The following is a 22,888-nucleotide window of genomic DNA, read 5'->3' as shown; positions in this document are numbered from 1 at the left end:
GTAGTTTACGTAAATGCTATTGGCTACCGTTTTGAAGCTTTTAAAACCAGATTCTTCTACTTCTTTATACCAGTGAGCTAGTTTTGTAAAGGCTACACCTTTGTTTTTTGTTTGGTTGAAGATATTCCTGAGGTTATTTACTAGCTTGTAGGCTTTTTCTATTTCAGGATATTCGGTAAATAAGATAGCTGCCCTTTCTTTTTGATTATTAGTCCACTTCGGATCAAGACCATTTTCTGGGTTTTGAAAACAATTTTTCCAATTTGTATCAAACGAAGCTTTCTTTTTAATATGAAAGAAGGCGTAGGATAGGAAACCCCGCTTGCTTTGAAACCTGATTCAATGTTGGTCCAGTTTCGATAAATAATAAAGCCCTTTCAAATAATGAAAGGGCTTTTTAAATGAAAGTTTTAGTTTCGATTATTGTTTAAGGTAATGTGTTTCAGAAAGAGCGTTTAAATTCTGTGCGGCCTGTTCTGCGGTAATATCGCGCTGTGGGCCTGCAAACATTTCGTAGCCTACCATAAATTTTTTAACTGTAGCCGATCTTAGAAGCGGTGGGTAAAAACTCATGTGAAAATGCCATTCAGGATAATCTTCTCCGTTGGTAGGAATTTGATGAATTCCCGAAGAATACGGAAAAGAGGTCTCAAAAAGATTGTCGTATTTTGTAGTGAGTTTCTTAATAATTTTGGCAAAAGCTTTTTCTTCTTCTTTATTTAGCTGCCCAATATGCTGATAATGCTTTCTGGGAATAATCATGGCTTCGTATGGCCAAACTGCCCAATAAGGAATCAGGGCAACAAAATGCTCGTTTTTAGTTAAAATACGCTCATTTAATTCTAACTCTTGTTTTAAATAATCGCCTAGTAAACTGCTTTTATTTTCGTCCCAATAATTTTTAAAATGCCTGGATTTTTTTAAGATTTCTGTTGGAATAGATTTTTGTGACCAAATTTGCCCGTGTGGATGTGGGTTACTACACCCCATCATGGCTCCCTTGTTTTCAAAAATCTGAACATAGTTTATAGCGTCTTTACTGCCCAGTTCCTGGTATTCCTTTTTCCAAAGTTTTACGACTTCGGTAATATCATCTACTTCCATTAAAGGAAGGGTAAGGGAGTGATCTGGAGAAAAACAAACCACTTTACATATTCCTGTTTCGGCCTCGGCTTTTAAAAGTCCGTTATCAAAGTCTTTTATGGGAGCTTCGGTTAATAGGGCAGGAAAATCATTTTCAAAGGCGTAAGTTTCCGTGTAGTTAGGATTTGTTTCTCCACCTGCTCTTGAGTTTCCGGGGCATAGATAACACTTGGGATCATAGGTTTCCCGTTTCTCATTATTGTTTTTTTCAGTTTTTCCCTGCCAGGGTCTTTTGGTGCGATGTGGTGAAACTAAAATCCATTCTCCGGTTAAAATATTATAACGTCTGTGTGGATGTTTGTTTATTTCGGTGCTCATCTTGCTTCTTTTAAACTTTAGTAATTTGAGTTCCGGCATCTGGAACTACTGTTATTGCTGTTGGCGTAATATTAAACTTTGCCTTATATACTTTTTCTACCTCTTCAATATAAGCCTTAATCTTATCTGCTTCAATCAAGTTAATTGTGCATCCGCCAAAACCTCCACCCATCATTCGGGAGCCGTAAATAAAGTCTTTATCTTCAGAAAAATCGACCAGAAAATCCAGTTCAGGGCAGCTTACTTCGTATTGATGTTGTAAACCTCTGTGGGAGGCATACATTAATTGGCCAACTGATTTTAGGTTAGCGTCTTGTAATGCTTTTTCTGTTTGGCGCACACGTTCGTTTTCCTCTAATACATATTGGCAACGTTTAAAGCTTGTGGCGTCAATTTGATCTCTAAATTCTTCTAAGATTTCAAAAGAAACCTGCCTTAGTGATTGTACCTCTGTATATTTTTGCTGAATCATGGCTACGACATCTTCACATTCCTTTCTGCGTGTATTATATTCACTGTCGGCCAGGTTATGCGAAACATTGGTGTTTACGAGTAGTAGTTTACAATTTTGAATTTTAGCCGGTATAAATTTGGGTTCTAATGTCTCGCAATCAAGCTTTATAAAATGATCTTTTTTGCTCATTACTGAGGCAAATTGGTCCATAATTCCGCAATTACTTCCCACAAAGTTATTTTCTGCTCGTTGTGAAAGTTTAACGATATCCATAGGGGTTAGTTCTAAATTGAATAAGGAATTTAAACCTCCCGCAAAACCGCATTCTAACGCCGCCGAAGAACTAATTCCGGCTCCTATGGGTAATTCACTTCTCATAATACAATCGAAACCCTCTAGCTGCTTGTTTAATTTCTGGATTTCATCTATAACGCCCAGTAAATAGTTCTCCCAGGAGTTGCTGCTTTTTGTGATTTCCTGAAGCTTAAATTCTGTATAAGCATCAAAGGTTTCACTGTAAATGCGTGCTAGATTGTAGTTGTTTTTTCTAAATTGGAAATAAATTTTTTTGTCTATAGCCGCAGGCATTACAAACCCCTGATTGTAATCGGTATGTTCACCAATTAAATTAATTCTTCCTGGGGAAGCCACCTTTACTTCAGCTTTAAAAGCTTTAAATTCTTCCGGGATGTTCTTGTTTGGATCTGTTGGTTTCAAATTGCAGTTTGTTTTAAGAGAGTTTCAAAGATAATAAACGTATTTTTTACATTAATTGTTTTGTTTTAAAATCTTTCAATTTTTTTGTTCTTTCGAAAGCTTAAATAAAGATTCTTGCGCATCAAAGAATCAAAGAGTTTACAACTAAAGTTTTTAAAGTAGTATTAACTCTTTCTCTTGGCTTGTAAGAGTAAATATGTGGGAAAGTCCTTTCGAGCTAAAAAAATATTATCTTGAATTCGTTTTAAAAGAAATATGCAACAAATCGCCAATATTTTTATGCCGCTGGCTATGGGCCTTATTATGTTTGGTATAGGCCTGGAGTTGAATTTTAAGAATTTTAGAAGGGTTTTTGCTTATCCACGAGCCATAATTACCGGGCTGGCTATTCAAATTCTTTTGTTGCCTGTTATCGCATTTCTTTTAATTTATTTTTGGCCAATAGAGCCTGTGTATAAAATTGGAATAATGTTGCTCGCCGCCTGTCCCGGGGGAACAGCTTCAAATTTAGTGACCAAAGTACTTAAGGGAAGGGTGGCGTTATCTGTGTCTTTAACAGCGTTTAATAGCTTTATTATTCTATTCACGGTTCCTTTGGTGGTTCAGTTGAGTTTTTTGATTTTTGAAAATGATGCGCTTTCCTTTAGCTTGAGCTTTGGAGATACGATGAGTGATATTTTATTCACTGTGATTTTGCCCGTAATTTTAGGGATACTTTTAAATGAATTCTTTGGGCATAAGTTTGGTGGTAAACTTCATAAGGCTCTACAATATATCTTACCTGGTATTATGTTGCTGGCTTTTCTGGTAGTGATCTTTTTTGATGAATCGCAACAGAATGTTGAATATTTAAAGCATCTAAATCTTTTTATTCCGCTCATAATTTTAAATTTCACAACGATAATTATCGGTTATCTGGTTAGTGTGTGGTTTAAACTGAAACATAGCTCGGCCTATACAATAGCTATAGAAATGGGGCTACAGAATAGTGTGCTTGCACTATTTATTGCCAACCAGGTGTTGAGGGACAGTAATATTAGCCTGGTACCGATTCTCTACAGTAGCTTTTCTTTAATTACAACTTTCTTGGGTGGATGGCTTTTAAAAAACTATTTCGGAAAAAAGAAAAGGGAGGTGATTAAATAAAAATACCGGCTACGTAAAAATTAAACAGACCCTACTCAGTTTAATCTCCGTTGCAACCGGTATTATTTAATCGCCAAATTAAACAAGTGCAAATACAGATCTATTTGCTTCTATGTGTCACGAATTTAGGCCATTTGTTACGTAGGTTTTTACGGATTTCCGTAAATGGGATGCAAAATACTGAAAATCATTATTTTGAGATATAAAATATTTTGGTTTTTGAGGAAAAAACAGCACAATTTGGGATTTTATTGTCAGGGGGGATTTAGAGTTATATAGTTAATATTAACGGGTTCTTGCTGTTATAATAAGCATTTAAGAAAAATTAATACATGTAAAATATTGATTTGCAATTAAATAGGGTGAAACACCCCTGTTTTGATAGACCTATGTTTAGTAATTTTAAGTAGTTGATTGTTAAATGCTAAACATTATAGTTATGAGAGGTTTTCTTAGATATTCGGTAGTCCCATGTTTATTGATTGTATGCCTTTTAGTAGGATGTAGTGAGGATGATGCCGTAAACCTGTAGCAAGAACAAGAATTCTTAATTGCACAGGTTGATGACAAAGACATTAGAATAGATCGTATAGAAGGAATTATTTCCTGTAAAAAACAATTAAATGATTACGGCGGAATTGATTTTGTGATAAGGGCAGAAACAAGTCGTGGGGAAATTATGGAGATTTTTCTAAGCAATTATATTGGTCCAAAGAAATATACTTTTGGATATGATAAATTTGGTGAAAGTTGGATGAGGTATGCTTTGGTTAATCCGGCTGGAGACTGGTTTTCTTATGCTGAAACAAGGCAGGCAGAAAACAAGCTTCCCTTTATACAAATTCAACAAGACGATGGTAATTATGTTAAGGGAAATTTTGGTTTTAAAGCTTATAATAGTATAGATAATTCTGTGAAGTTGGTAAGTAATGGTAGTTTTAATTTTAAACTGGATTCGGAATTGTAATAGCTGAGGTTCTTATTTATTTTTAATATTTATAGACTTGTAAACAGATGTTTCTGGGTTAAAAATTAAGCTGCTTTTGAAGTGATGTCTAAAATTTTCGTTTTCCGCTATTATAAGGTGTTCTGCTAAATAAGATTAGACTAAAAAGTTTGATTTTATTTAACTGCTTTTTCAGAATATTTTGTCAGAAATAACTTAAGTTTCCTTTTTATAGAAGCTAATTTAAAAACTGAAGCATCAGTTATGAATAAATTTTTAAAGGAAGATAATATAAGGTTGGATTTACCGGTAAAGATTAGTTACCGGGTGTTAGAAGCTGTACTCCAGAGACAATTACTGGGTGAGCAAATTGGGATGGAAGACTCCAGGGGTACCGTAAAAAATTATGTGGAAGTGCTTGGTGTTAGTCTGGTTAAAAGTAAAGAACCAAACTTTGATATTAGCCTTCATTTGAGACTGAAAACACTAACTACATTTTTTAAAAATAAAGAGGTAGATTTGGTTGTGCATATTTCTTTAGGTTTTAATGAAGAAGATCAGGTAATAGATGTAGAGGAATATGAACTGGAAGGACATAGCGAAAATTGGTTTATAGATAACTCACTAGAAGCATTTGCCAATACCTTAATTTATCAAAAGATTAAAAATAAAATGAGGTTAGATCTCAAACCTCATATCAAAGAGCAGCTAGGGGTGGTAAACGATAAACTTGGAGATAAAATGGAAACTGCACCTGGTATTTTTCTTTCAGGTAATGTAAATACTCTTAAGGTTGTCCAAATTATTCCAGGAGACAGTTTGCTATTAATTCTTCTTAATATAAGTGCGTATGGGTTTTTGGATGTAAAGGAGATTAAGCTTTAGGATCAAATACCTCTAATAGTTCCTCTAAAGCCATAGACCTGGAGCCTTTAATGAGAATGCTGCAGTCTTTTAATTCTGCAAGCTGTAAATGCTTTTTAATATTTTTGGTGTTCTCAAATTTGATGATGTTAGGCTTGTTGGTGTTGGTCTTTTTAAATTGTTTTCCTACCAGATAAATTTCCGAAATATTGGCATTTTCCAGGAAGTTGACCATGACTTGATGTTCAGTTTCTGAAGCATTCCCAAGCTCTCCCATATCCCCTAAGATTACAATTTTGGTGGTGTTGGTTTGTATGTTGTTAAAATGTTGCAAGGAGGCCATCATACTTGTTGGGTTTGCATTATAGGCATCCATATAAATTTTATTGGAATGGCAGTTTATAATCTGAGACCGATTGTTAGAGGGGGTGTAGTCCTCTATAGCTGTCCTAATTTCATTAAGAGGAACTTTAAAATACAGGCCAATACATAGTGCTGCTGCCATGTTTTTTGAATTGTAGCTGCCGCTTAACTGACTTTGAAAAAGTATATCGTTAAAGCTTAATGTTGCCGACTCACTATTTTCGGGGTAAATAATTTTTACCTGGGCCTTTCTGTTTGTTCCAAAACTAAATGTATGCTTATAGTTGATTTCCTGCATCTGTACGTCGTCGTCTAGATTTAGGAATATTAATTTCTTGTTTTCTTTTAAATGTCTATATAGTTCAGTCTTAGCCTGTATAACTCCATTTAAGTCTCCAAAACCCTCCAGATGAGCTTTTCCGAAATTTGTGATAAAACCGTAATCAGGCATAGCTATATTAGATAGAAATTCAATTTCTCCGGGATGATTAGCTCCCATTTCAATTAAGCCTATCTCGGTTTCTTCCGTCATAGTTAATAAGCTAAGAGGTACCCCAATATGGTTGTTTAGGTTTCCCCGTGTAGCTGTAACTTTGTACTTTTTTGAGAGTACATTGGAAATAAGTTCTTTTGTGGTGGTCTTACCATTACTACCGGTTATTCCAATTACTGGTATTCCCAGGAACTTTCTATGAAATGTGGCTAGTTTTTGCAGTGCCTTAAGGCTATCTTTTACTACTATATATTCCTTGTTATTTAAGGCTGCATCCTTGTCATCTACAATAGCACAAACTGCTCCTTTTGCAATAGCTTGTGCAGCAAACTTATTTCCGTTAAAATTAGCTCCCTTTAAAGCGAAAAAGATGCTTCCTGGTTTTATATTGCGGGTGTCGGTAGAAATACCGGTGCTTACAAGAAATCTTTGATGGATTATAGCTGTTTTCATAATGGGTTTTTTGTAAACCTTTTTGGTTCTGGCTGCTTTAAAAATAAAACTATAAAAAAAGCCCTAAACGAATAGGGCTTTTTTATAATTTTTAGAAGATTAGAATCTCTAATTCTTAGCTTTTTTATTACTATCTAAAGATTTTGATCCAACCCTGGACATTGCATTTCTAAATCCAATATAATCTGTAGCCATGTCTTGTGGGAAATATCGGCGTTGTGCCGGGTCTAACCAGTAAGCACGGTCTCTCCAGGACCCGCCCTTGTAAACTCTTACCTCATCGCTAATAAGGGTTGTTCTATCTGCACTATCATAGCCTCGTTTTGCCACTCCAGAAGTGTCACGAGTGCCAGCTACATTGTAGGTTGGTGAGTTGTACATACGCTGGGAATCGTCTTCGGTTTCCTGATACGATCTATAATAACGGCTAGAGCTTTTGTCGCCGTCTCTAAAGTTACGTTGGTCACTATTGGTATAATTGGTACGCATGTATGTATCATCTTCTGTAACCGGTACTTGTGCGATGTCTCCGGGATAAGATCTTGCAACCAATCTTCCGGTAGCTAAGGTGTCAAATTCAATCTCATCTACACCAACTACTTTTACACTTCCATCTTCATTAATTGCGTTCTTAGTGTAAACATTTCCTCTATAATAATTGAAATCATTAAATTCATCATCAACTATTGGGCGATAAACATCGGCTACCCATTCTGCAACATTTCCAGCCATATCATAAAGACCAAAATCGTTGGGTTCGTAAGATTTTACTTCAGCAGTAATATCGGCACCATCATCACTCCAACCGGCAATTCCGCCGTAATCTCCATCGCTTTGCTTAAAGTTAGCTAATTGGTCTCCCTGTCTTTTTACATCGCCAGACCGAGTGTATTGCCCGTCCCATGGGTATTTTTTTCTTCCTCTATATACATTGTAATCTCTAATTCCTACCAGAGAAGAAGCAGCGTACTCCCATTCGGCTTCAGTTGGTAAGCGATATTCTGGTAATAAAACACCATCCTTGCGTTGCACATAAGTTTGGCCGCCAAGAGCATTGCCTTCTGCATCGGTGTTTTGGTTTTCAATCATATCCTGAGACTCATCGCCTCCCTGGCTAATTTCTGTATTGCCTCCATATGCTTTACTTGGGGCGTTAAGGTAGGTTTCTGTGTTAAAAGTGGTACCTGCCTGTACGTCGGTTAAACGGGCACCTTCTTTGGTATAACCACCCTCTTCCAGTAAGAGCTCATTTACCCTATCGGTTCTCCATTTGCTGAATTCTACCGCTTGTATCCAGCTAACACCAACTACAGGGTAGTTTCCATATGCGGGATGGCGTAGGTAGTTGTTTACCATTGTTTCATTGTATCCAAGTCTGTTTCTCCAAACAAGGGTGTCTGGAACGGCGCCATTGTATATATTTCGGAAATTTTCCTGTGTAGGAGGGAAAACTTTCTTTAGCCAATCAAGATACTCCATATACATCATATTGGTAACTTCCGTTTCGTCCATATAAAAAGACTGAACATGCTGTTGGGTAGGAGTGTTGTTCCAGTCGTGCATCACATCGTCCTGTACCTGTCCCATTGTAAAGGTTCCACCCTCTACAAAAACAAGCCCTGGGCCGGCTTCTTGCTCTTTGTAATCTGTGTTGTATTGAAATCCGCCTTCATCTGAATTAATGTCCCATCCGGTTGCTCTGGATCTGTTATCGTAGTCTCGGGAATTGTTACAGCTTAGCAAACCAACGCCAAGAACAAGGGTTGTAAAGGCTCTAAAAGCAATATTGATTCTCATATTTGTTTTCTCTTTTGGTAGAAATATTAGGCTTTGCAATATAGTAATTAACGCTAAAAGTACAAGTTTATTTTATGTTGGTGCCAGGGCTTTAATTTTATTTAAACCCCTGATGGCCTTAGTGCTTAGGGTGTGTTTGGGTTTTTAAAAACATCTGCATAACTTTCAAAATTAAAGGGAAGGCTACACATGAAAGCAGCAAAATTAAATGATTTTTATTTAATTGAAGGTCGTTGGGATTAAAAAAGTAGTTAAAATACTGATTATACAATATTTTGGCCTATTTTGAGTTTTTATAAACCTACACTAATTATTTTTAGACTTTAACTGGGAATAAAAGCGATTTCCTTTTTCGTTTTTAAGATATTTTAAACTTAAGGTCTTTTCTTAACAAGATTATTAGTATATATTTGTTAATCATTAACTAGCATGATGAAAAAAATTACAATATTAATCCTTGGGGTGGTTTTAGGTTCTCAGTTTAAAATGATGGCCCAGGAAGAAAGGGATAGGGTTATTACTACTGCAGTGCCTTTCCTGCAGGTAGCTGCAGATGCCCGGGCTGCCGGAATGGGAGATCAGGGTGTTGCTACTTCCGCTGATGTTTTTTCCCAGCAGTGGAATCCTGCCAAGTACGCTTTTTCGCCTAGTGAACATGGGGTTGGAGTCTCTTACACACCTTACTTAAGTGATATTGTTAATGATATCTTTCTTGGAAATATCACCTATTACCAGCGTATTAGTGAAAGAAGTGCCTTTGGTTCCAGTTTAAGGTATTTTAGTCTTGGTAGTATAGAAAGGCGTTCTACTATTGAACAGGCACCTCTTGTGGTGAATCCAAATGAACTTACTTTTGATCTTTCTTATTCTTTAAAATTAAGCGAAAATATTGCTATGGCAGTGGCTGGGCGTTATTTGCACTCAAACTTGGGTTTGCAGGATGAAGAAGATTTAGGTGCCGCAAATAGTTTTGGGGTAGATATAGCTGCTTTTTATAGGAGTGATCAGTTAACTTTTTCTGGTTTCGATGGTGTTTGGAAAGCGGGTGCTAATATTTCCAATATTGGTCCCAAAATGAAATATGACGATGCCGGCCAGGAAAACTTTATTCCTACTAATTTTAAAGTAGGTGGGGGTTTTGATTTTATTTTCGATATTGAAAATAGATTGGGAGCTTATGTTGAATTCAATAAGCTCTTAGTGCCAACGCCTAAAGATTTTAATGGCGATGGTGAAATTGATGCTGAAGATGACGCGCGTTACAATGATATAGGTGCTATTGAAGGAATTTTTAAATCCTGGGGTGATGCTCCAGATGGTTTTAGTGAAGAGCTTAGGGAGGTAACCTGGGCCCTTGGTGCCGAATATGTGTATCGCGAAGCTTTTGCATTTCGAGCCGGATATTTTAGTGAGAGCCTAACTAAAGGTTCAAGAAGATTTGCTTCTTTCGGGGCGGGTTTTAAATACGAGCAGGTGAATATAGATGTGTCGTATTTATTTTCTACTTCTTCTGTTCCCAGTCCTTTAGAGGGAACTTTGCGTTTTGGCTTAACCTTTAATTTTGGAGATCAATATACAGCCTACTAATTTAATTTGTAGTCGGGACTTATGCCTAATAGTTATCGAGACTCCAGGCTTGGTTCTGGGGTCTAAAAAAAAGTATTTCCGTCTAATCTTCTGTTAGCTTGCCGCGACCTAATTTAATTTTAGGATACTTTTTGCAATTTAATGTTTGCCGCATAAAAGCTTTATTTTACCTTTTGTGTTCAATATATTTATATGAAGCCATTTAAAGTTACCTCAACTTTTGAAGTCTATGAGTCTATCGAAGAGCTTCCTGAAGTTATTCGGGATTTGATGAAGCAAGCTATGCGAGCCCGTGATAATGCCTATGCGCCTTATTCTCAGTTTAAGGTTGGAGCTGCTCTTGTCTTAAATAATAATGAAGTTGTTACTGGAAGTAATCAGGAAAATGCCTCTTATCCTTCCGGGCTTTGTGCAGAGCGTACGGCAATTTATTATGCGGGTGCTAAATACCCAGAGGCACAAATTAATTATATGGTTATTTCAGCTAAATCTATGAAGCATAAAGTTGATGCTCCTGTGCCGCCCTGTGGGGCTTGTAGGCAGGCGCTGGTTGAGTATGAAGTGAAGCAGAAATCTGAAATTCCGGTATTTTTTATGGGGGAGAGTGGGCAGGTTATGAAGGCAAATTCCATAAAAGATTTACTTCCTTTAATGTTTGATAAGACGGCCTTATAACGTTTTCGTTATTTTTGCTTGAAAACTGTTTTCCATTCTTGTTTAAAATAGTATTTTTGTTATCCGCTTGGCAAACCCTATCTGTCTGGCTTAAAATTAATATGTTAAATGAAGAAAGTAACAAAAGCCACGTATTTAAAGTGGTACGAGGATATGCTGTTTTGGCGTAAATTTGAGGACAAACTTGCGCAAGTTTATATACAGCAGAAAGTAAGAGGTTTTTTGCATTTGTATAATGGGCAGGAAGCTATCCTGGCAGGTGCCCTTCATGTAATGGACCTGGAAAAGGATAAAATGATTACTGCTTATCGTAACCACGTGCAGCCAATTGGTTTAGGAGTAGATCCTAAACGTGTAATGGCAGAGCTTTATGGTAAAGGAACCGGTACGTCTCAAGGTCTTGGTGGTTCCATGCATATTTTTTCTAAAGAGCATAATTTTTACGGTGGTCACGGTATTGTTGGGGGTCAAATTCCACTGGGTGCCGGGCTGGCATTTGCAGATAAATACTTTAAGCGTGATGCCGTAACACTTACCTTCCTGGGAGATGGTGCTGCAAGACAGGGTTCCCTTCACGAAACTTTAAATATGGCGGTTAAATGGAATTTACCGGTAGTATTTTGTGTAGAGAATAACGGTTATGCAATGGGAACATCGGTAGCTAGAACTGCTAAAGGGACAGATATCTGGAAACTCGGTAATGGTTATGAAATGCCTTGTGGTCCTGTAGATGCTATGGATCCTATTAAGGTGGCAGAGGCTTTAGATGAAGCGATTAAAAGAGCAAGAAAAGGTGAAGGTCCTACATTTTTAGAATTAAAAACTTACCGTTACCGTGGGCACTCTATGAGTGATGCTCAAAAATATAGAACAAAAGAAGAAGTTGAAGAATATCAGAAATTAGATCCTATCACTAAAGTCTTGGGTATAATTAAGGATAAAAAGTATGCTTCAGAAGATGAGATAAAAAAGATCAACAAGCGCGTTAAAGATAAGGTTGCTGAGTGCGAGAAATTCGCAGAAGAATCAGACTTCCCTGAAAAGAACGTAATGTATGATGTTGTTTACGAACAGGAAGATTATCCGTTTTTAGCACATAAACCTCAATAAATTATGGCAGAAGTAATAAATATGCCGCGTTTAAGCGACACCATGGAAGAAGGTGTTGTGGCAAAATGGTTAAAGCAAAAAGGTGATAAAGTTGAAGAAGGAGATATCCTTGCAGAAATTGAAACCGATAAAGCTACGATGGAGTTTGAGTCTTTTCATGAAGGGACTTTGCTTCATATAGGAATCGAAGAGGGTGAAACCGCTCCTGTAGATACCTTGCTTGCTATTATTGGGGAAGAAGGTGAAGATATTTCAGGCTTGCTAAATGGCGGAGGAGACGCTAAGGAAGACAAAAAAGAAGAGTCCTCAGAAGCCGCAGGGCAAGATGAGACAGAAAGCAATGACGAAAGTGATGACTCAGATATCCCTGAAGGCGTAGAGGTTATAACCATGCCTCGTCTTAGTGATACTATGGAGGAAGGTACCGTTGCATCCTGGTTGAAAAAGGAAGGAGATAAAGTTGAAGAAGGAGATATCCTTGCAGAAATTGAAACCGATAAGGCTACGATGGAGTTTGAATCTTTTTATGAAGGTACGCTTCTTAAAATTGGGCTTGAAGAGGGTGAGACTGCAAAAGTTGATAGCTTGTTGGCTATTATTGGGCCAGAAGGTACCGATGTTTCTAATGTTTCGGTAGATGGAAAGTCTAAAAAGAAAACTTCTGGGAAATCAGAGGAAAAAGAAGAAAAATCTCAGGAGACTGGTAGTAGTAGTGAATCTTCAGAAAAGAAATCTTCTGGAGCAACTAAAGACGGAGGTAGGATATTTGCTTCTCCATTAGCAAAGAAAATGGCAGAAGATAAAGGTATAGATCTATCAAATGTTCAAGGTAGCGGTGGTAATGGCCGTATCGTTAAAAAGGATATTGAAGATTATGAACCTTCAGAAAAACCTGCTGAAACTAAAGCCGCTGCCAAAGAAGATACTGCTGCAGCACAGCCACAGCCTTATGTGCCTGCAGGAGAAGAGAGTTTCGAGGAAATTAAGAATTCTCAGATGCGTAAAACCATTGCCAAGAGACTTGGTGAGTCTAAGTTTAATGCGCCACATTATTATCTAACTATAGAGGTAGATATGGCAAACGCAATGGCTTCACGTAAGCAAATAAATGAGATGCCAGATGTTAAGGTGTCTTTTAATGATATGGTGATTAAAGCTAGTGCCATGGCACTTCGTAAACATCCGCAGGTAAACAGCCAGTGGACGGGTGAATCTATGAAAATCGCTAAGCATATTCATATGGGTGTTGCGGTAGCCGTAGAAGAAGGTCTTGTAGTTCCTGTTTTAAAATTTGCCGATCAAATGTCCATGACCCAAATTGGGAATAATGTAAAAGACGTTGCCGGTAAAGCAAGAAATAAGAAGTTGCAACCTAAAGATATGGAGGGAAGTACCTTTACCGTGTCTAACCTCGGAATGTTTGGTATTGTTGAATTTACAAGTATTATTAATCAGCCAAACTCTGCAATTCTTTCTGTAGGAACTATAGTTGAAAAACCAGTAGTTAAAAACGGGGAGATTGTAGTTGGGAATACTATGAAATTAACACTTGCCTGTGATCATAGAACTGTAGATGGTGCAACCGGTGCTGCTTTCTTGAAAACGCTTAAAACGTATATGGAGAACCCGGTAACTATGTTGGCATAAACTAGATTTATATAAATAACTAATTATTAAAATCCCGCACTCTTGCGGGATTTTTTTATCTTTAGCGATATGAGAAAAATTACATTACACTTTGCATTATTAGCGACTTTTCTATTAAATTTTGCAGACGCAAAAGCACAGGCAGATTTAACTTCAGTAGAAATTAAAGCAGGCTTAAATACCGGGGTTGAAAAAGCTGAAATTCAGGAGCTGTTAAATTATTTGTCTTCCGATGAATTAAGAGGAAGGCAAACCGGAACAGAAGGAATAGAATTAGCTGCGCAAAAAATTGAAAGTATTTTCAAAGAAAACAATGTCCAGAAATATTTTGATTCTTACCGGCATAATTTTACCATAGATGGTGTTAAGGGTTTTAATATGGTGGGTATGTTGGAGGGCAGCGATCCTAAATTGAAGGATCAATTTATTATTCTTGGGGCTCATTATGATCATATAGGTGTTCAGAAACCTGTAGAAGGAGATTCTATTGCCAATGGAGCTAACGATAATGCTGCAGGAACTGTGGCAGTGGTAGAATTGGCCAAGAAATTTGCCGAAATAGGCGAACATAAACGAAGCATTATGTTTGTATTGTTTTCGGCAGAGGAAATGGGCCTGGTGGGGGCAAAGAAAATAGCACAAAGGCTTAAAGAAGATAAGCTCGATCTATACACCTTATTTAACTTTGAAATGATTGGTGTTCCTATGACCGGGAAGGATTATATAGGTTACCTTACGGGGTATGAAAACTCTAATTTCGCAGAAAAATTCAATGAATATTCTGGAAAAAAAGTACTTGGATTTTTGCCGCAGGCAAAGGAGTATAATCTTTTTAAGCGAAGCGATAATTACCCTTTTTACCAGGAATTTCATGTGCCAGCACAAACTATTTCAACATTTGATTTTACAAATTACAATTATTATCACCATGTTGCAGATGAGGCGCAAAGACTTGATGTGGAGCATATGGCCAGGGTTGTTGAAAGTGTGATTCCGGGCATTCTAAAAATGGCCAATTCTTCTGAGAAGGAAATAAAATTGAATGAATAATAAATAAAATAGGATGTTACTCGTATAATTTTTAAGGGTTCATTCTGGATAGTGATTAAAGTTATATACAAATGAAGCATATAGTGATAACAGGCACCAGCCGCGGAATGGGTTATGAGATGGTGAAGCTTTTTGCCGAAAATGGGCACAAAGTACTGGCGCTTTCACGAAATGACAAGCCGGTTTCTGAATTAAATTTGGATGGGGTTACAGCTATTTCCTGTGATATTTCAAAACCCGAAGATCTAGATAAAGTTGAAGCTTTTGTAAAATCAGAATGGCAACAGGTTGATGTATTAATAAACAATGCCGGAGCCCTGGTCAATAAGGATTTTGAAAAAATTTCAGCAGAAGAGTTTCTGCAGGTGTATGGCACTAATGTCTTTGGTGTTATAGGTTTAACTCAAAAGCTATTGCCCTTTATGAAAAAAAATGCCCATGTGGTGAATATAAGTACTATGGGAGGTATACAGGGAAGTGTAAAATTCCCGGGCCTTTCAGCTTATAGTTCCAGTAAAGCTGCAGTAATAACCTTAACTGAGCTCTTAGCTGAAGAGTATAAAGAAAAAGGACCTTCATTTAATGTGTTAGCTTTAGGGGCTGTGCAAACCGAGATGCTGGAGGAAGCCTTTCCCGGTTTGGAAGTTCCGCTTTCGGCAAAGGATATGGCCAAGTATATTACGAATTTTAGTCTTACCGGGCATAAATTCTATAATGGTAAAATACTTCAGGTTTCAAATAGTACCCCTTAGCCAATGAGAGAAATCCTTAATAGATATATTCCGGAACGAGCTGTTTCTCCTATCTTTAAAATGATTAAGGACAATAATGTTCATCTAAAAATTGTGAATGAACGTAAAACCAGGCATGGAGATTACCGAAGAATGCCTAATGGGACACAGCAAATTACAGTAAATGCCAATTTAAATGAATATCGCTTTTTAATCACTTTGGTTCATGAAATTGCACATTTACAGGCTTTTGAGAAATTTGGAAGGCAAATAAAGCCGCACGGTCGCGAATGGAAGTATACTTTTAAGGAATTAATGCTGCCTTTTATTAGGCCTGATATTTTTCCTTCGGTATTACTTCCGGTAATTGCCCGGCATTTTAAAAATCCCACAGCTAGCAGCGATACCGATGCAAAATTATCGGTGGCACTTAAAACTTTTGATCCTGAAAACGATAAAAACTATATTTTTGAAATTCCTGTAGGGGGAATTTTTAGAATTTATAACGGAAAAACATTTAAAAAAGGAGAGCGGAAAATAAAACGCTACGAATGTCTGGAGGTTGATACGGGAAAGGTTTATTTGTTTCAACCAAATGCAGAAGTAGAACTGCTTAAAAATTAATTCCCCTTTTATGAAAAACACAAATCATTACGCAATCTTAATGGCGGGCGGGATTGGTTCCCGGTTTTGGCCGGTTAGTACTACACAATATCCCAAGCAATTTCAGGATATTTTGGGTGTAGGTTCTACGCTTATACAAATTACTTTTTACAGACTGGCAAAGTTAATGCCGGCAGAAAATATTATAATCCTTACGCATAAAGATTATAAAGAGATTGTGAAAGAACAGCTTCCTCAAGTGAAGGATGAGCAAATTGTATTAGAGCCCTGTATGAGAAATACGGCGCCAAGTATTTTATTGGGTGCTTTAAAAATTAAAAAGAAAAATAGTGACGCCTTAATCTTAGTGGCACCGAGTGATCACTGGATTCAGGGGGACCTTGCGTTTCAGGAAAATATTGAAGAGGCTTTTGAGATAGTAGCTTCAGAAGATAAATTAATTACACTGGGAATTGAACCTACTTTCCCTAATACCGGTTATGGGTATATTAAATATAAAAAAGATGATGCTGATGGGCTAAAGCCTGTGCTAAGATTTACAGAAAAGCCTTCTTTTAAAAAGGCAGAAAGTTTTTTAGAGGAAGGGAACTACGTTTGGAATGCAGGAATTTTTATCTGGAGTGCTAAATTTATTCTTGAGAGCTTTCAGAAATATCAACCCGAGACTTTTAGACTTTTCCAAAAAGGAGTTGAGGTGTATAATACGGAAAAAGAACAGGAGTTTTTAGTTGAAAACTATCAGAAGGCACAGAGTATCTCTATAGATTACGCCATTATGGAAAAGTCTGATAGCGTTTATGTGATTCCGGCGAAATTTAAATGGAATGATTTGGGAACCTGGAGATCGCTTGAAGATGAGTTGATACAAGATAAGCAACAGAATACAATTGTAAACGGTAGGTTGTTGCCATTAAAATCTACCGGGAATATTATTAAAACCAAAAACAATAAAGTTGTAGTTTTAGACCAGTTACATGATTTTGTAGTGGTAGAAAATGATAATGTGTTATTAATTACTCCAAAAGATAGAATACAGGAAATTAAAGCCATTCGTGATAAGGTAGTTGACCAATTTGGAGAAGAATTAGGATAGATCACTCTACAATAATCCCGGGTGGTTGCACATGCGAAATCTATAAATTTCGAGTTAAGGCTCGTAGCATTTAAATCTCGTTTATCGAGTAAATTCTATGGATAAGAATCAAAAACCAGAAAATAATATATCCCACCAAACTCAAGATGAGTCTGGGAACTTGGAAGCAAAAACAAAAGGGATTTGGGAAAATATAAAGGCACTTATAAGAGAGCTGCTGGAAATTAGGCACGATACCGATAGAGAATCTACGGTAGAAGCTGTAAAGAAAGATATATCTTTTAAAGGGCATAATGCCTGGATTCTTATATTCTCTATTTTCGTGGCTTCTGTTGGTCTTAATGTGGGGAGTACAGCAGTTGTTATTGGTGCGATGCTTATTTCTCCTTTAATGGGGCCTATTGTTGGTGTAGGGATGTCTGTAGCCATTAATGACGTGCTTACATTAAGAAAATCCTTTATTAACCTGGGTTTAATGGTAGGTTTAAGTGTGCTTACCGCCTATGTTTATTTTCTTATTTCGCCTGTTAAAGAAGAAACCCCTGAGCTTATTGCAAGAACTTATCCCACTATTTTAGATGTATTGGTAGCTATTTTTGGTGGTCTCGCTTTAATAGTGGCAAAAACAAAGAAAGGTACCATTGCCAGTGTGATTCTTGGTGTGGCAATAGCAACTGCACTTATGCCACCTTTATGTACAGTTGGTTATGGTTTGGCTATAGGTAACTGGTCTTATGCCGGAGGTGCTTTGTACCTATTTTCAATTAACGCTGTATTTATTGCGCTTTCTACCTTTGTGGTAACCAAGGTGCTTGATTTTCCTTTGGTAAAATATGTAAACAGTAAAAGGAGAAAAAGAACAGCCCAAATAGCTTCTACCATTGCAGTAATTGTAATGATTCCCAGTGTGATTCTATTTGTATTCCTGCTTCAGGAGCAGCTTTTTGAATCTAAAGCAAAAGAATTTGTGTCTAATGTAATGAGGTATGAAGGCACAGAAACCATTAAAGCCACTTACGATTATAAAGAAAAAAGTATAGAAGTTTATCTAATTGGGAACCGTGTGCCGCAAACTTCAATTACCACCTGGGAAAAACAATTAAAAGACTTTGAGGCTTTAAAGGAAACGAAGCTAATTATACATCAGGGAGCAGATCCTACCGGGGCCATAGATGAGCTGTCTACGCAGGTTAGAAGCGGGATCCTGGAAGACTTGTATATGAAAAACCAGGAGCTAATAGAGGATAAAGATGAAAAAATAGCAATTTTAGAAAATGAAATTTCGAAATACCGTAGCAGTTCTTTTTCTTTTAGCGATCTAAGCCAGGAAGCCAAAATAAATTATGAAGGAATAGAAGAGTTGGGATACTCTAATTTGATTACCACAAATTTCTCGAAGACAGATACTATTCCCACTTTTACAGTAGGTTGGAAGAAAAATATAAAAGCCAGTGAGGTGTCTCAACAGAAAGACCGATTTGAAAAATGGCTAAAGGTTAGATTGAAACTCGATACCCTACAGGTTAAATCTGTTAATTAGAGCCCTTGTTGTTGTGCTTTTCTTACTTTTTGGAATAGGTTAGAGGAATAAACAAAATCTGTTACGGTTTCATCATCGGTTTTAAAGATTTGCGATTTGTCTCCTTTCCAGGCTAAAACGCCATCTTTTAGAAAAGCAATATTTTCTCCAATTTCGAGTACCGAATTCATATCGTGGGTAATGATAATTGTGGTAATATCATATTCATGCGTAATTTCCTGAATAAGGTTATCTATAACAGTAGCGGTTTTAGGATCCAGCCCCGAGTTGGGTTCGTCGCAAAATAAATATTTAGGTCGGTTTACAATGGCCCGGGCAATGGAAACCCTTTTTTGCATTCCACCACTAATTTCAGAAGGCATTTTTTTCTCACTACCATCAAGGTTTACCCGTTCTAGAACTTCCCTAACCCGTTCCAGGTTTTCCTTTTTCTTCTTTTTGGTAAACATTCTTAATGGAAATAATACATTTTCTTCAACCGTCATGGAGTCAAAAAGAGCGCCTCCCTGGAAAACCATTCCAATTTGTTTACTAAGGTCTTTTCGTTCGTCTTCTGTGAATTGATTGTAGGGTTTGCCATCATATTTTATCACCCCTTTTTCAGGCGTAAATAAGCCTAGCATGCATTTTAAAAGTACACTTTTTCCAGAACCCGATTGCCCAATAATAAGATTGGTTTTACTTCTTTCAAAGGTAAAATCTATTCCTTTAAGAATTTCTTCACCATCAAAGCCTTTATGTAAATCTTCAACTTTTATCATCTAACTTAGTAATAATTGTGTTACAACGTAGTTTGTAATAATAATAACCACACTCGTCCAAACAAAAGAAGTGGTACTTGCTTCACCAACCTCTAAGGCCCCACCTTTCATGTAATAACCATGGTAAGCGGGTACAGTTGCTAAAATAAAGGCAAATAAAAATGTCTTAATAAAGGCATACACCAAATGAAAGGGAATAAAATCTTCCTGAAGTCCCTGCACAAAGAGATCAGGCGGTACGAAACCTCCTAAAACTGCTGCGGTATAAGCGCCCAAAATGCCAAGAAACATAGAGATTGCTATAACGAACGGATAAAATAGCATTGCTATAATCTTTGGGAAAATGAGGTAATTTAAAGAGTTTATACCCATTACCTCAAGGGCGTCTATTTGTTCGGTTACGTTCATGGACCCAATACTTGACGTAATATAAGATCCTACTTTACCTGCCATAATAATAGAAATAAAGGTAGGTGCAAATTCCAGGATTATAGATTGCCTTGCAGCATAAGCTACCAGGGATTTTGGAATTAAAGGATTGTTTAAGTTTAAGGCAGTTTGCAAAGCCACTACAGCCCCAATAAAAAATGATAGAAAAGAAACAATTCCCATTGATCCAATTACGAGGTCGTCTATTTCTTTAAAGATCAAACTTCTCAAAACCGATGTTTTAGTCATTCGGTGGAAAGTTCCTTTCAGCATTAAAAAATATTCCCCAATGGAGTGTAGATAATTCATTAAGCAATTTTTGTAAAGCTAAAATACTAAAAAATTACTCGAAAGTATTTAACGTAGAATTAATCTTTGACCCAATAAGTTTAGTAATTTTGGGCTACTTCTAATAAAAATATATAAGATGAAGCGATTAGCATTTTTAGTATTAATAGGATTGTTTAGTTTCCAGGCTTTTGCTCAGGAAACAGAAGGGGAAAAGCCCAGGCTTGTAGTAGGGATTGTGGTAGACCAAATGCGCTATGATTACCTTACCCGATTTTGGGAGCGGTTTGGAGAAGATGGATTTAAGAAATTAATTAATGAAGGCTATAATTTTAAAAATAACCATTTTAATTATGTGCCTACTTATACCGGGCCCGGTCACGCTTCAGTCTATACAGGAACCAGCCCAATGAACCACGGGATTATTGGGAACGGATGGTATGATAAATTTGTAAAAGAGTCTGTTTATTGTGCCGGAGATGAGACTGTAGAACCGGTTGGGACTAAAGATAATGCCGGTAAAATGTCTCCACATAGAATGAAAACTACCACAGTTAGCGACGAGAACAGGCTTCATACCCAAATGCGAGGAAAAACCATTGGTGTTTCTATTAAAGATCGCGGCTCTATTCTGCCTGCCGGGCACACTGCCAACGCAGCTTACTGGTTTCATGGCGGTGATGAGGGCAAGTGGATTACCAGTTCATTTTATATGGATGAATTACCAAAATGGGTGAAAGATTTTAACGCTTCCGATAAAGTGGAAGCCTATTTAAAGCCCTGGAATACCTTGTATGATATTGATACTTATAAAGAAAGCGGGAGTGATAAAAATAACTTTGAAGGAGGTTTTAGAGGAAAAAAGGATGCTACCTTCCCTTATGATCTGGCAGAATTGAGTGATGAGAATGGCGGATTTGATATTATCGAAAATTCAGCTTATGGAAACGATATTACTCTGGAATTTGCCCTGGCCGCAGTTGAAGCCGAAGAATTAGGGCAGGATGAGGACACCGATTTTCTTACATTAAGCTTTTCAAGTACCGATAAGATAGGGCATAACTTCGGGGTGAACTCTAAAGAAATTCAGGATACTTACCTTAGATTAGACAAAAATATTGCCCAACTTTTAAAAGAATTGGATGCTAAAGTAGGTGAAGGAAATTATACGATTTTCTTAACTGCAGACCACGGTGGGGTAGATGTACCTGCTTATTTGCAATCGGTAAATATCCCGGCAGGATACTTTGAGTCTGATGAGTTTGAAGAAGAGCTTAAAGAATTTGCTGACAGGGAATTTGGGGAAGAGGAGCTTATAGAAAATGTATCAAATAGTCAAATATTCTTTAATTATGAATTAATGGAAGAATTGGAGATTAGCTCTTCAGTTTTACAGACTAAATTAGCTCATTATATCCTTCAATTAGACCAAATAGATAAAGTATATACTAGAGATCAGCTAATAAACGGTGGTAGCTTTGTTGTAGGTACCGGTAGAGCTATTCAAAATGGATTTAATCAAAAGAGAAGTGGAGATATAATGTACGTATTAGATCCTGCTACCATTGTATATTCAAGAACTGGATCTACTCATGGTAGCGATTTAAATTACGACACCCACGCGCCGCTAATTTTCTATGGAAATGGAGTAAAACAGGGCAGTACAACAGAGCGTACAGAAATAATAGATATTGCTCCAACTGTTTCTGCTTTGTTAGGTATAGCTTTTCCTAATGGAAATACAGGAAAACCATTGTATATGATGTTAGATGATAAAAAATCAGGTAGTCTAGAATAGTTTTTCCTGCATTTTTTTCCAGCGTAAATTTCTTATAAAACGACCTTCATCTTTATTTACAAGATAGGGTCGTTTTTTATTTTGCGCATATAGGAAGCCTTTAATACAGTTTAGAAAAAAGCCAAAGTCTTTCTTTTTAATGGCAAGTTTGGCAGCAGCGATTAAGGTAATAGCAAAGCCGTATCTTAAACTGTAAAATGCTTCTCCCTGTTTGTATTTTGAAGTTTTTGTGTATTCCTTGCCGGTTGGTTTAAGGTGTTTTACCTTTAATTTTGCATCGGTTTTTATCTCCCAACCGTGATATTGCGCAAGTAATTCATCTGCTGTATCCCATCCCATTGCAGGTTTAAGGCCGCCAATACTATTAAAACAAGCTTTTCTGTAAGCTTTTAAAGCACCACGAATATGGTCGCTTCCGGTTAGGTTTTCGCGTGCCCATTTTCCATTTTTCTGAATTTCGCAAAAGCCTCCAACCATACCAATTTTGGAGCTTTCCTTAAAATGAAAACATATTCTTTCTAAATAGTTTTCCGGAAAAATCAAATCGGCGTCAAACTTGCAAATAATGTCAAAATCATTATCTAAAGTTTGGAGCCCTTTGTTAAAGGCATTTACTACTTTGCTGCCGGGCATATGTTTGCCCATTGCATTATTGTTTACAAGCGAGATTTGCGGGTTTTTTATATCAAATTCTGAAACTATTTTGGGAGTCTCATCAGTAGAGCCATCATCTACTACCACAATTTTACTGGCCGGTGTACTTTGGTTTATTAAAGACTGAAGAGTTTTGCCAATAAATTGAGCTTCGTTATACGCGGGGATAATGATATAAATCTTCAAAAGACAAAATTTAAAGTTTTA

The 22,888-nt window shown here is 36.9% G+C and carries 21 protein-coding genes; 13 read left to right on the top strand and 8 right to left on the bottom strand.

What is annotated here, in order from left to right; all coding sequences use genetic code 11:
• The 3 genes from I6U50_RS15875 to galK form a co-directional block, all read right to left on the bottom strand.
• Nucleotides 1–291, bottom strand: a 291-nt coding sequence (locus tag I6U50_RS15875) for a transposase (RefSeq protein ID WP_317192008.1), incomplete at its 3' end; no start/stop codon positions are given.
• A gap of 129 nt (nt 292–420) precedes the next feature.
• On the bottom strand, nt 421–1,461 hold the full coding sequence (locus tag I6U50_RS01900) for a UDP-glucose--hexose-1-phosphate uridylyltransferase (RefSeq protein WP_198637640.1): 1,041 nt from the start codon (nt 1,459–1,461) through the stop codon (nt 421–423).
• 10 nt (nt 1,462–1,471) lie between these two features.
• The gene (gene galK, locus I6U50_RS01895; protein WP_198637639.1) at nt 1,472–2,632 is read right to left on the bottom strand and encodes a galactokinase; all 1,161 of its coding nucleotides are present in this window, start codon (nt 2,630–2,632) and stop codon (nt 1,472–1,474) included.
• A 255-nt stretch (nt 2,633–2,887) separates the two neighbouring features.
• Between galK and I6U50_RS01890 the strand changes: the two genes are divergently transcribed.
• The 3 genes from I6U50_RS01890 (at nt 2,888) to I6U50_RS01880 (ending at nt 5,609) form a co-directional block, all read left to right on the top strand.
• A complete protein-coding gene (locus I6U50_RS01890; RefSeq protein WP_198637638.1) occupies nt 2,888–3,778 on the top strand; it encodes a bile acid:sodium symporter family protein in 891 nt (296 codons plus the stop codon).
• Nucleotides 3,779–4,457: 679 nt separating this feature from the next.
• Entirely contained in the window at nt 4,458–4,745 is a 288-nt protein-coding gene (locus tag I6U50_RS01885) for a hypothetical protein (protein WP_198637637.1), read from the top strand.
• A gap of 243 nt (nt 4,746–4,988) precedes the next feature.
• On the top strand, nt 4,989–5,609 hold the full coding sequence (locus I6U50_RS01880; protein WP_198637636.1) for a DUF4403 family protein: 621 nt from the start codon (nt 4,989–4,991) through the stop codon (nt 5,607–5,609).
• On the opposite strand, the gene I6U50_RS01875 is transcribed toward I6U50_RS01880, so the two are convergent.
• A complete protein-coding gene (locus tag I6U50_RS01875; protein ID WP_198637635.1) occupies nt 5,599–6,897 on the bottom strand; it encodes a UDP-N-acetylmuramoyl-tripeptide--D-alanyl-D-alanine ligase in 1,299 nt (432 codons plus the stop codon). The two genes, I6U50_RS01880 and I6U50_RS01875, sit on opposite strands and share 11 nt — an antisense overlap.
• 108 nt (nt 6,898–7,005) lie before the next feature.
• Entirely contained in the window at nt 7,006–8,694 is a 1,689-nt protein-coding gene (gene gldJ, locus I6U50_RS01870) for a gliding motility lipoprotein GldJ (protein WP_198637634.1), read from the bottom strand.
• Nucleotides 8,695–9,126: 432 nt separating this feature from the next.
• Here gldJ and porV point away from each other — a divergent pair, with 432 nt between their 5' ends.
• The 9 genes from porV to I6U50_RS01825 all read left to right on the top strand — a co-directional run bounded on the left by porV (nt 9,127) and on the right by I6U50_RS01825 (nt 18,751).
• Nucleotides 9,127–10,281 carry a type IX secretion system outer membrane channel protein PorV gene (porV, locus tag I6U50_RS01865; protein WP_193710614.1) on the top strand — a complete coding sequence of 385 codons (1,155 nt, stop codon included), beginning with the start codon at nt 9,127–9,129 and terminating at the stop codon, nt 10,279–10,281.
• A gap of 192 nt (nt 10,282–10,473) precedes the next feature.
• The gene (gene cdd / locus I6U50_RS01860) at nt 10,474–10,956 is read left to right on the top strand and encodes a cytidine deaminase (protein ID WP_198627418.1); all 483 of its coding nucleotides are present in this window, start codon (nt 10,474–10,476) and stop codon (nt 10,954–10,956) included.
• A gap of 108 nt (nt 10,957–11,064) precedes the next feature.
• Nucleotides 11,065–12,066, top strand: a complete 1,002-nt coding sequence (gene pdhA, locus I6U50_RS01855; RefSeq protein WP_193710269.1) for a pyruvate dehydrogenase (acetyl-transferring) E1 component subunit alpha — start codon at nt 11,065–11,067, stop codon at nt 12,064–12,066.
• A 3-nt stretch (nt 12,067–12,069) separates the two neighbouring features.
• The gene (locus I6U50_RS01850; protein ID WP_198637633.1) at nt 12,070–13,713 is read left to right on the top strand and encodes a pyruvate dehydrogenase complex dihydrolipoamide acetyltransferase; all 1,644 of its coding nucleotides are present in this window, start codon (nt 12,070–12,072) and stop codon (nt 13,711–13,713) included.
• Between the two features lie 69 nt (nt 13,714–13,782).
• Nucleotides 13,783–14,763, top strand: coding sequence for a M20/M25/M40 family metallo-hydrolase (locus I6U50_RS01845; RefSeq protein ID WP_198637632.1), 981 nt, complete (start codon nt 13,783–13,785; stop codon nt 14,761–14,763).
• Nucleotides 14,764–14,834: 71 nt separating this feature from the next.
• Entirely contained in the window at nt 14,835–15,515 is a 681-nt protein-coding gene (locus tag I6U50_RS01840) for an SDR family NAD(P)-dependent oxidoreductase (RefSeq protein ID WP_198637631.1), read from the top strand.
• Between the two features lie 3 nt (nt 15,516–15,518).
• The gene (locus I6U50_RS01835; RefSeq protein ID WP_198637630.1) at nt 15,519–16,118 is read left to right on the top strand and encodes a SprT-like domain-containing protein; all 600 of its coding nucleotides are present in this window, start codon (nt 15,519–15,521) and stop codon (nt 16,116–16,118) included.
• A gap of 10 nt (nt 16,119–16,128) precedes the next feature.
• A complete protein-coding gene (locus I6U50_RS01830) occupies nt 16,129–17,211 on the top strand; it encodes a mannose-1-phosphate guanylyltransferase (RefSeq protein WP_198627422.1) in 1,083 nt (360 codons plus the stop codon).
• Between the two features lie 97 nt (nt 17,212–17,308).
• Nucleotides 17,309–18,751, top strand: coding sequence for a DUF389 domain-containing protein (locus I6U50_RS01825; protein WP_193710275.1), 1,443 nt, complete (start codon nt 17,309–17,311; stop codon nt 18,749–18,751).
• On the opposite strand, the gene I6U50_RS01820 is transcribed toward I6U50_RS01825, so the two are convergent.
• Nucleotides 18,748–19,512 (bottom strand): ABC transporter ATP-binding protein, encoded by a 765-nt coding sequence (locus tag I6U50_RS01820; protein WP_193710276.1) that lies wholly within the window; start codon nt 19,510–19,512, stop codon nt 18,748–18,750. The two genes, I6U50_RS01825 and I6U50_RS01820, sit on opposite strands and share 4 nt — an antisense overlap.
• Entirely contained in the window at nt 19,513–20,250 is a 738-nt protein-coding gene (locus I6U50_RS01815; protein ID WP_193710277.1) for an MlaE family ABC transporter permease, read from the bottom strand. It abuts the gene before it with no gap.
• A gap of 118 nt (nt 20,251–20,368) precedes the next feature.
• Here I6U50_RS01815 and pafA point away from each other — a divergent pair, with 118 nt between their 5' ends.
• Entirely contained in the window at nt 20,369–22,027 is a 1,659-nt protein-coding gene (gene pafA / locus I6U50_RS01810; RefSeq protein WP_198637629.1) for an alkaline phosphatase PafA, read from the top strand.
• Here pafA and I6U50_RS01805 read toward each other — a convergent pair.
• The gene (locus tag I6U50_RS01805; RefSeq protein WP_198637628.1) at nt 22,019–22,867 is read right to left on the bottom strand and encodes a glycosyltransferase family 2 protein; all 849 of its coding nucleotides are present in this window, start codon (nt 22,865–22,867) and stop codon (nt 22,019–22,021) included. The two genes, pafA and I6U50_RS01805, sit on opposite strands and share 9 nt — an antisense overlap.
• Between the last annotated feature and the right edge of the window lie 21 nt (nt 22,868–22,888).

Origin of the sequence: Salegentibacter maritimus, from assembly GCF_016236975.1 — a bacterium.
Taxonomy (GTDB): Bacteria; Bacteroidota; Bacteroidia; order Flavobacteriales; family Flavobacteriaceae; genus Salegentibacter; species Salegentibacter maritimus.
The sequence above is the reverse complement of the archived record's forward strand: the minus strand, read 5'-3'. Positions and strand labels throughout refer to the sequence as shown.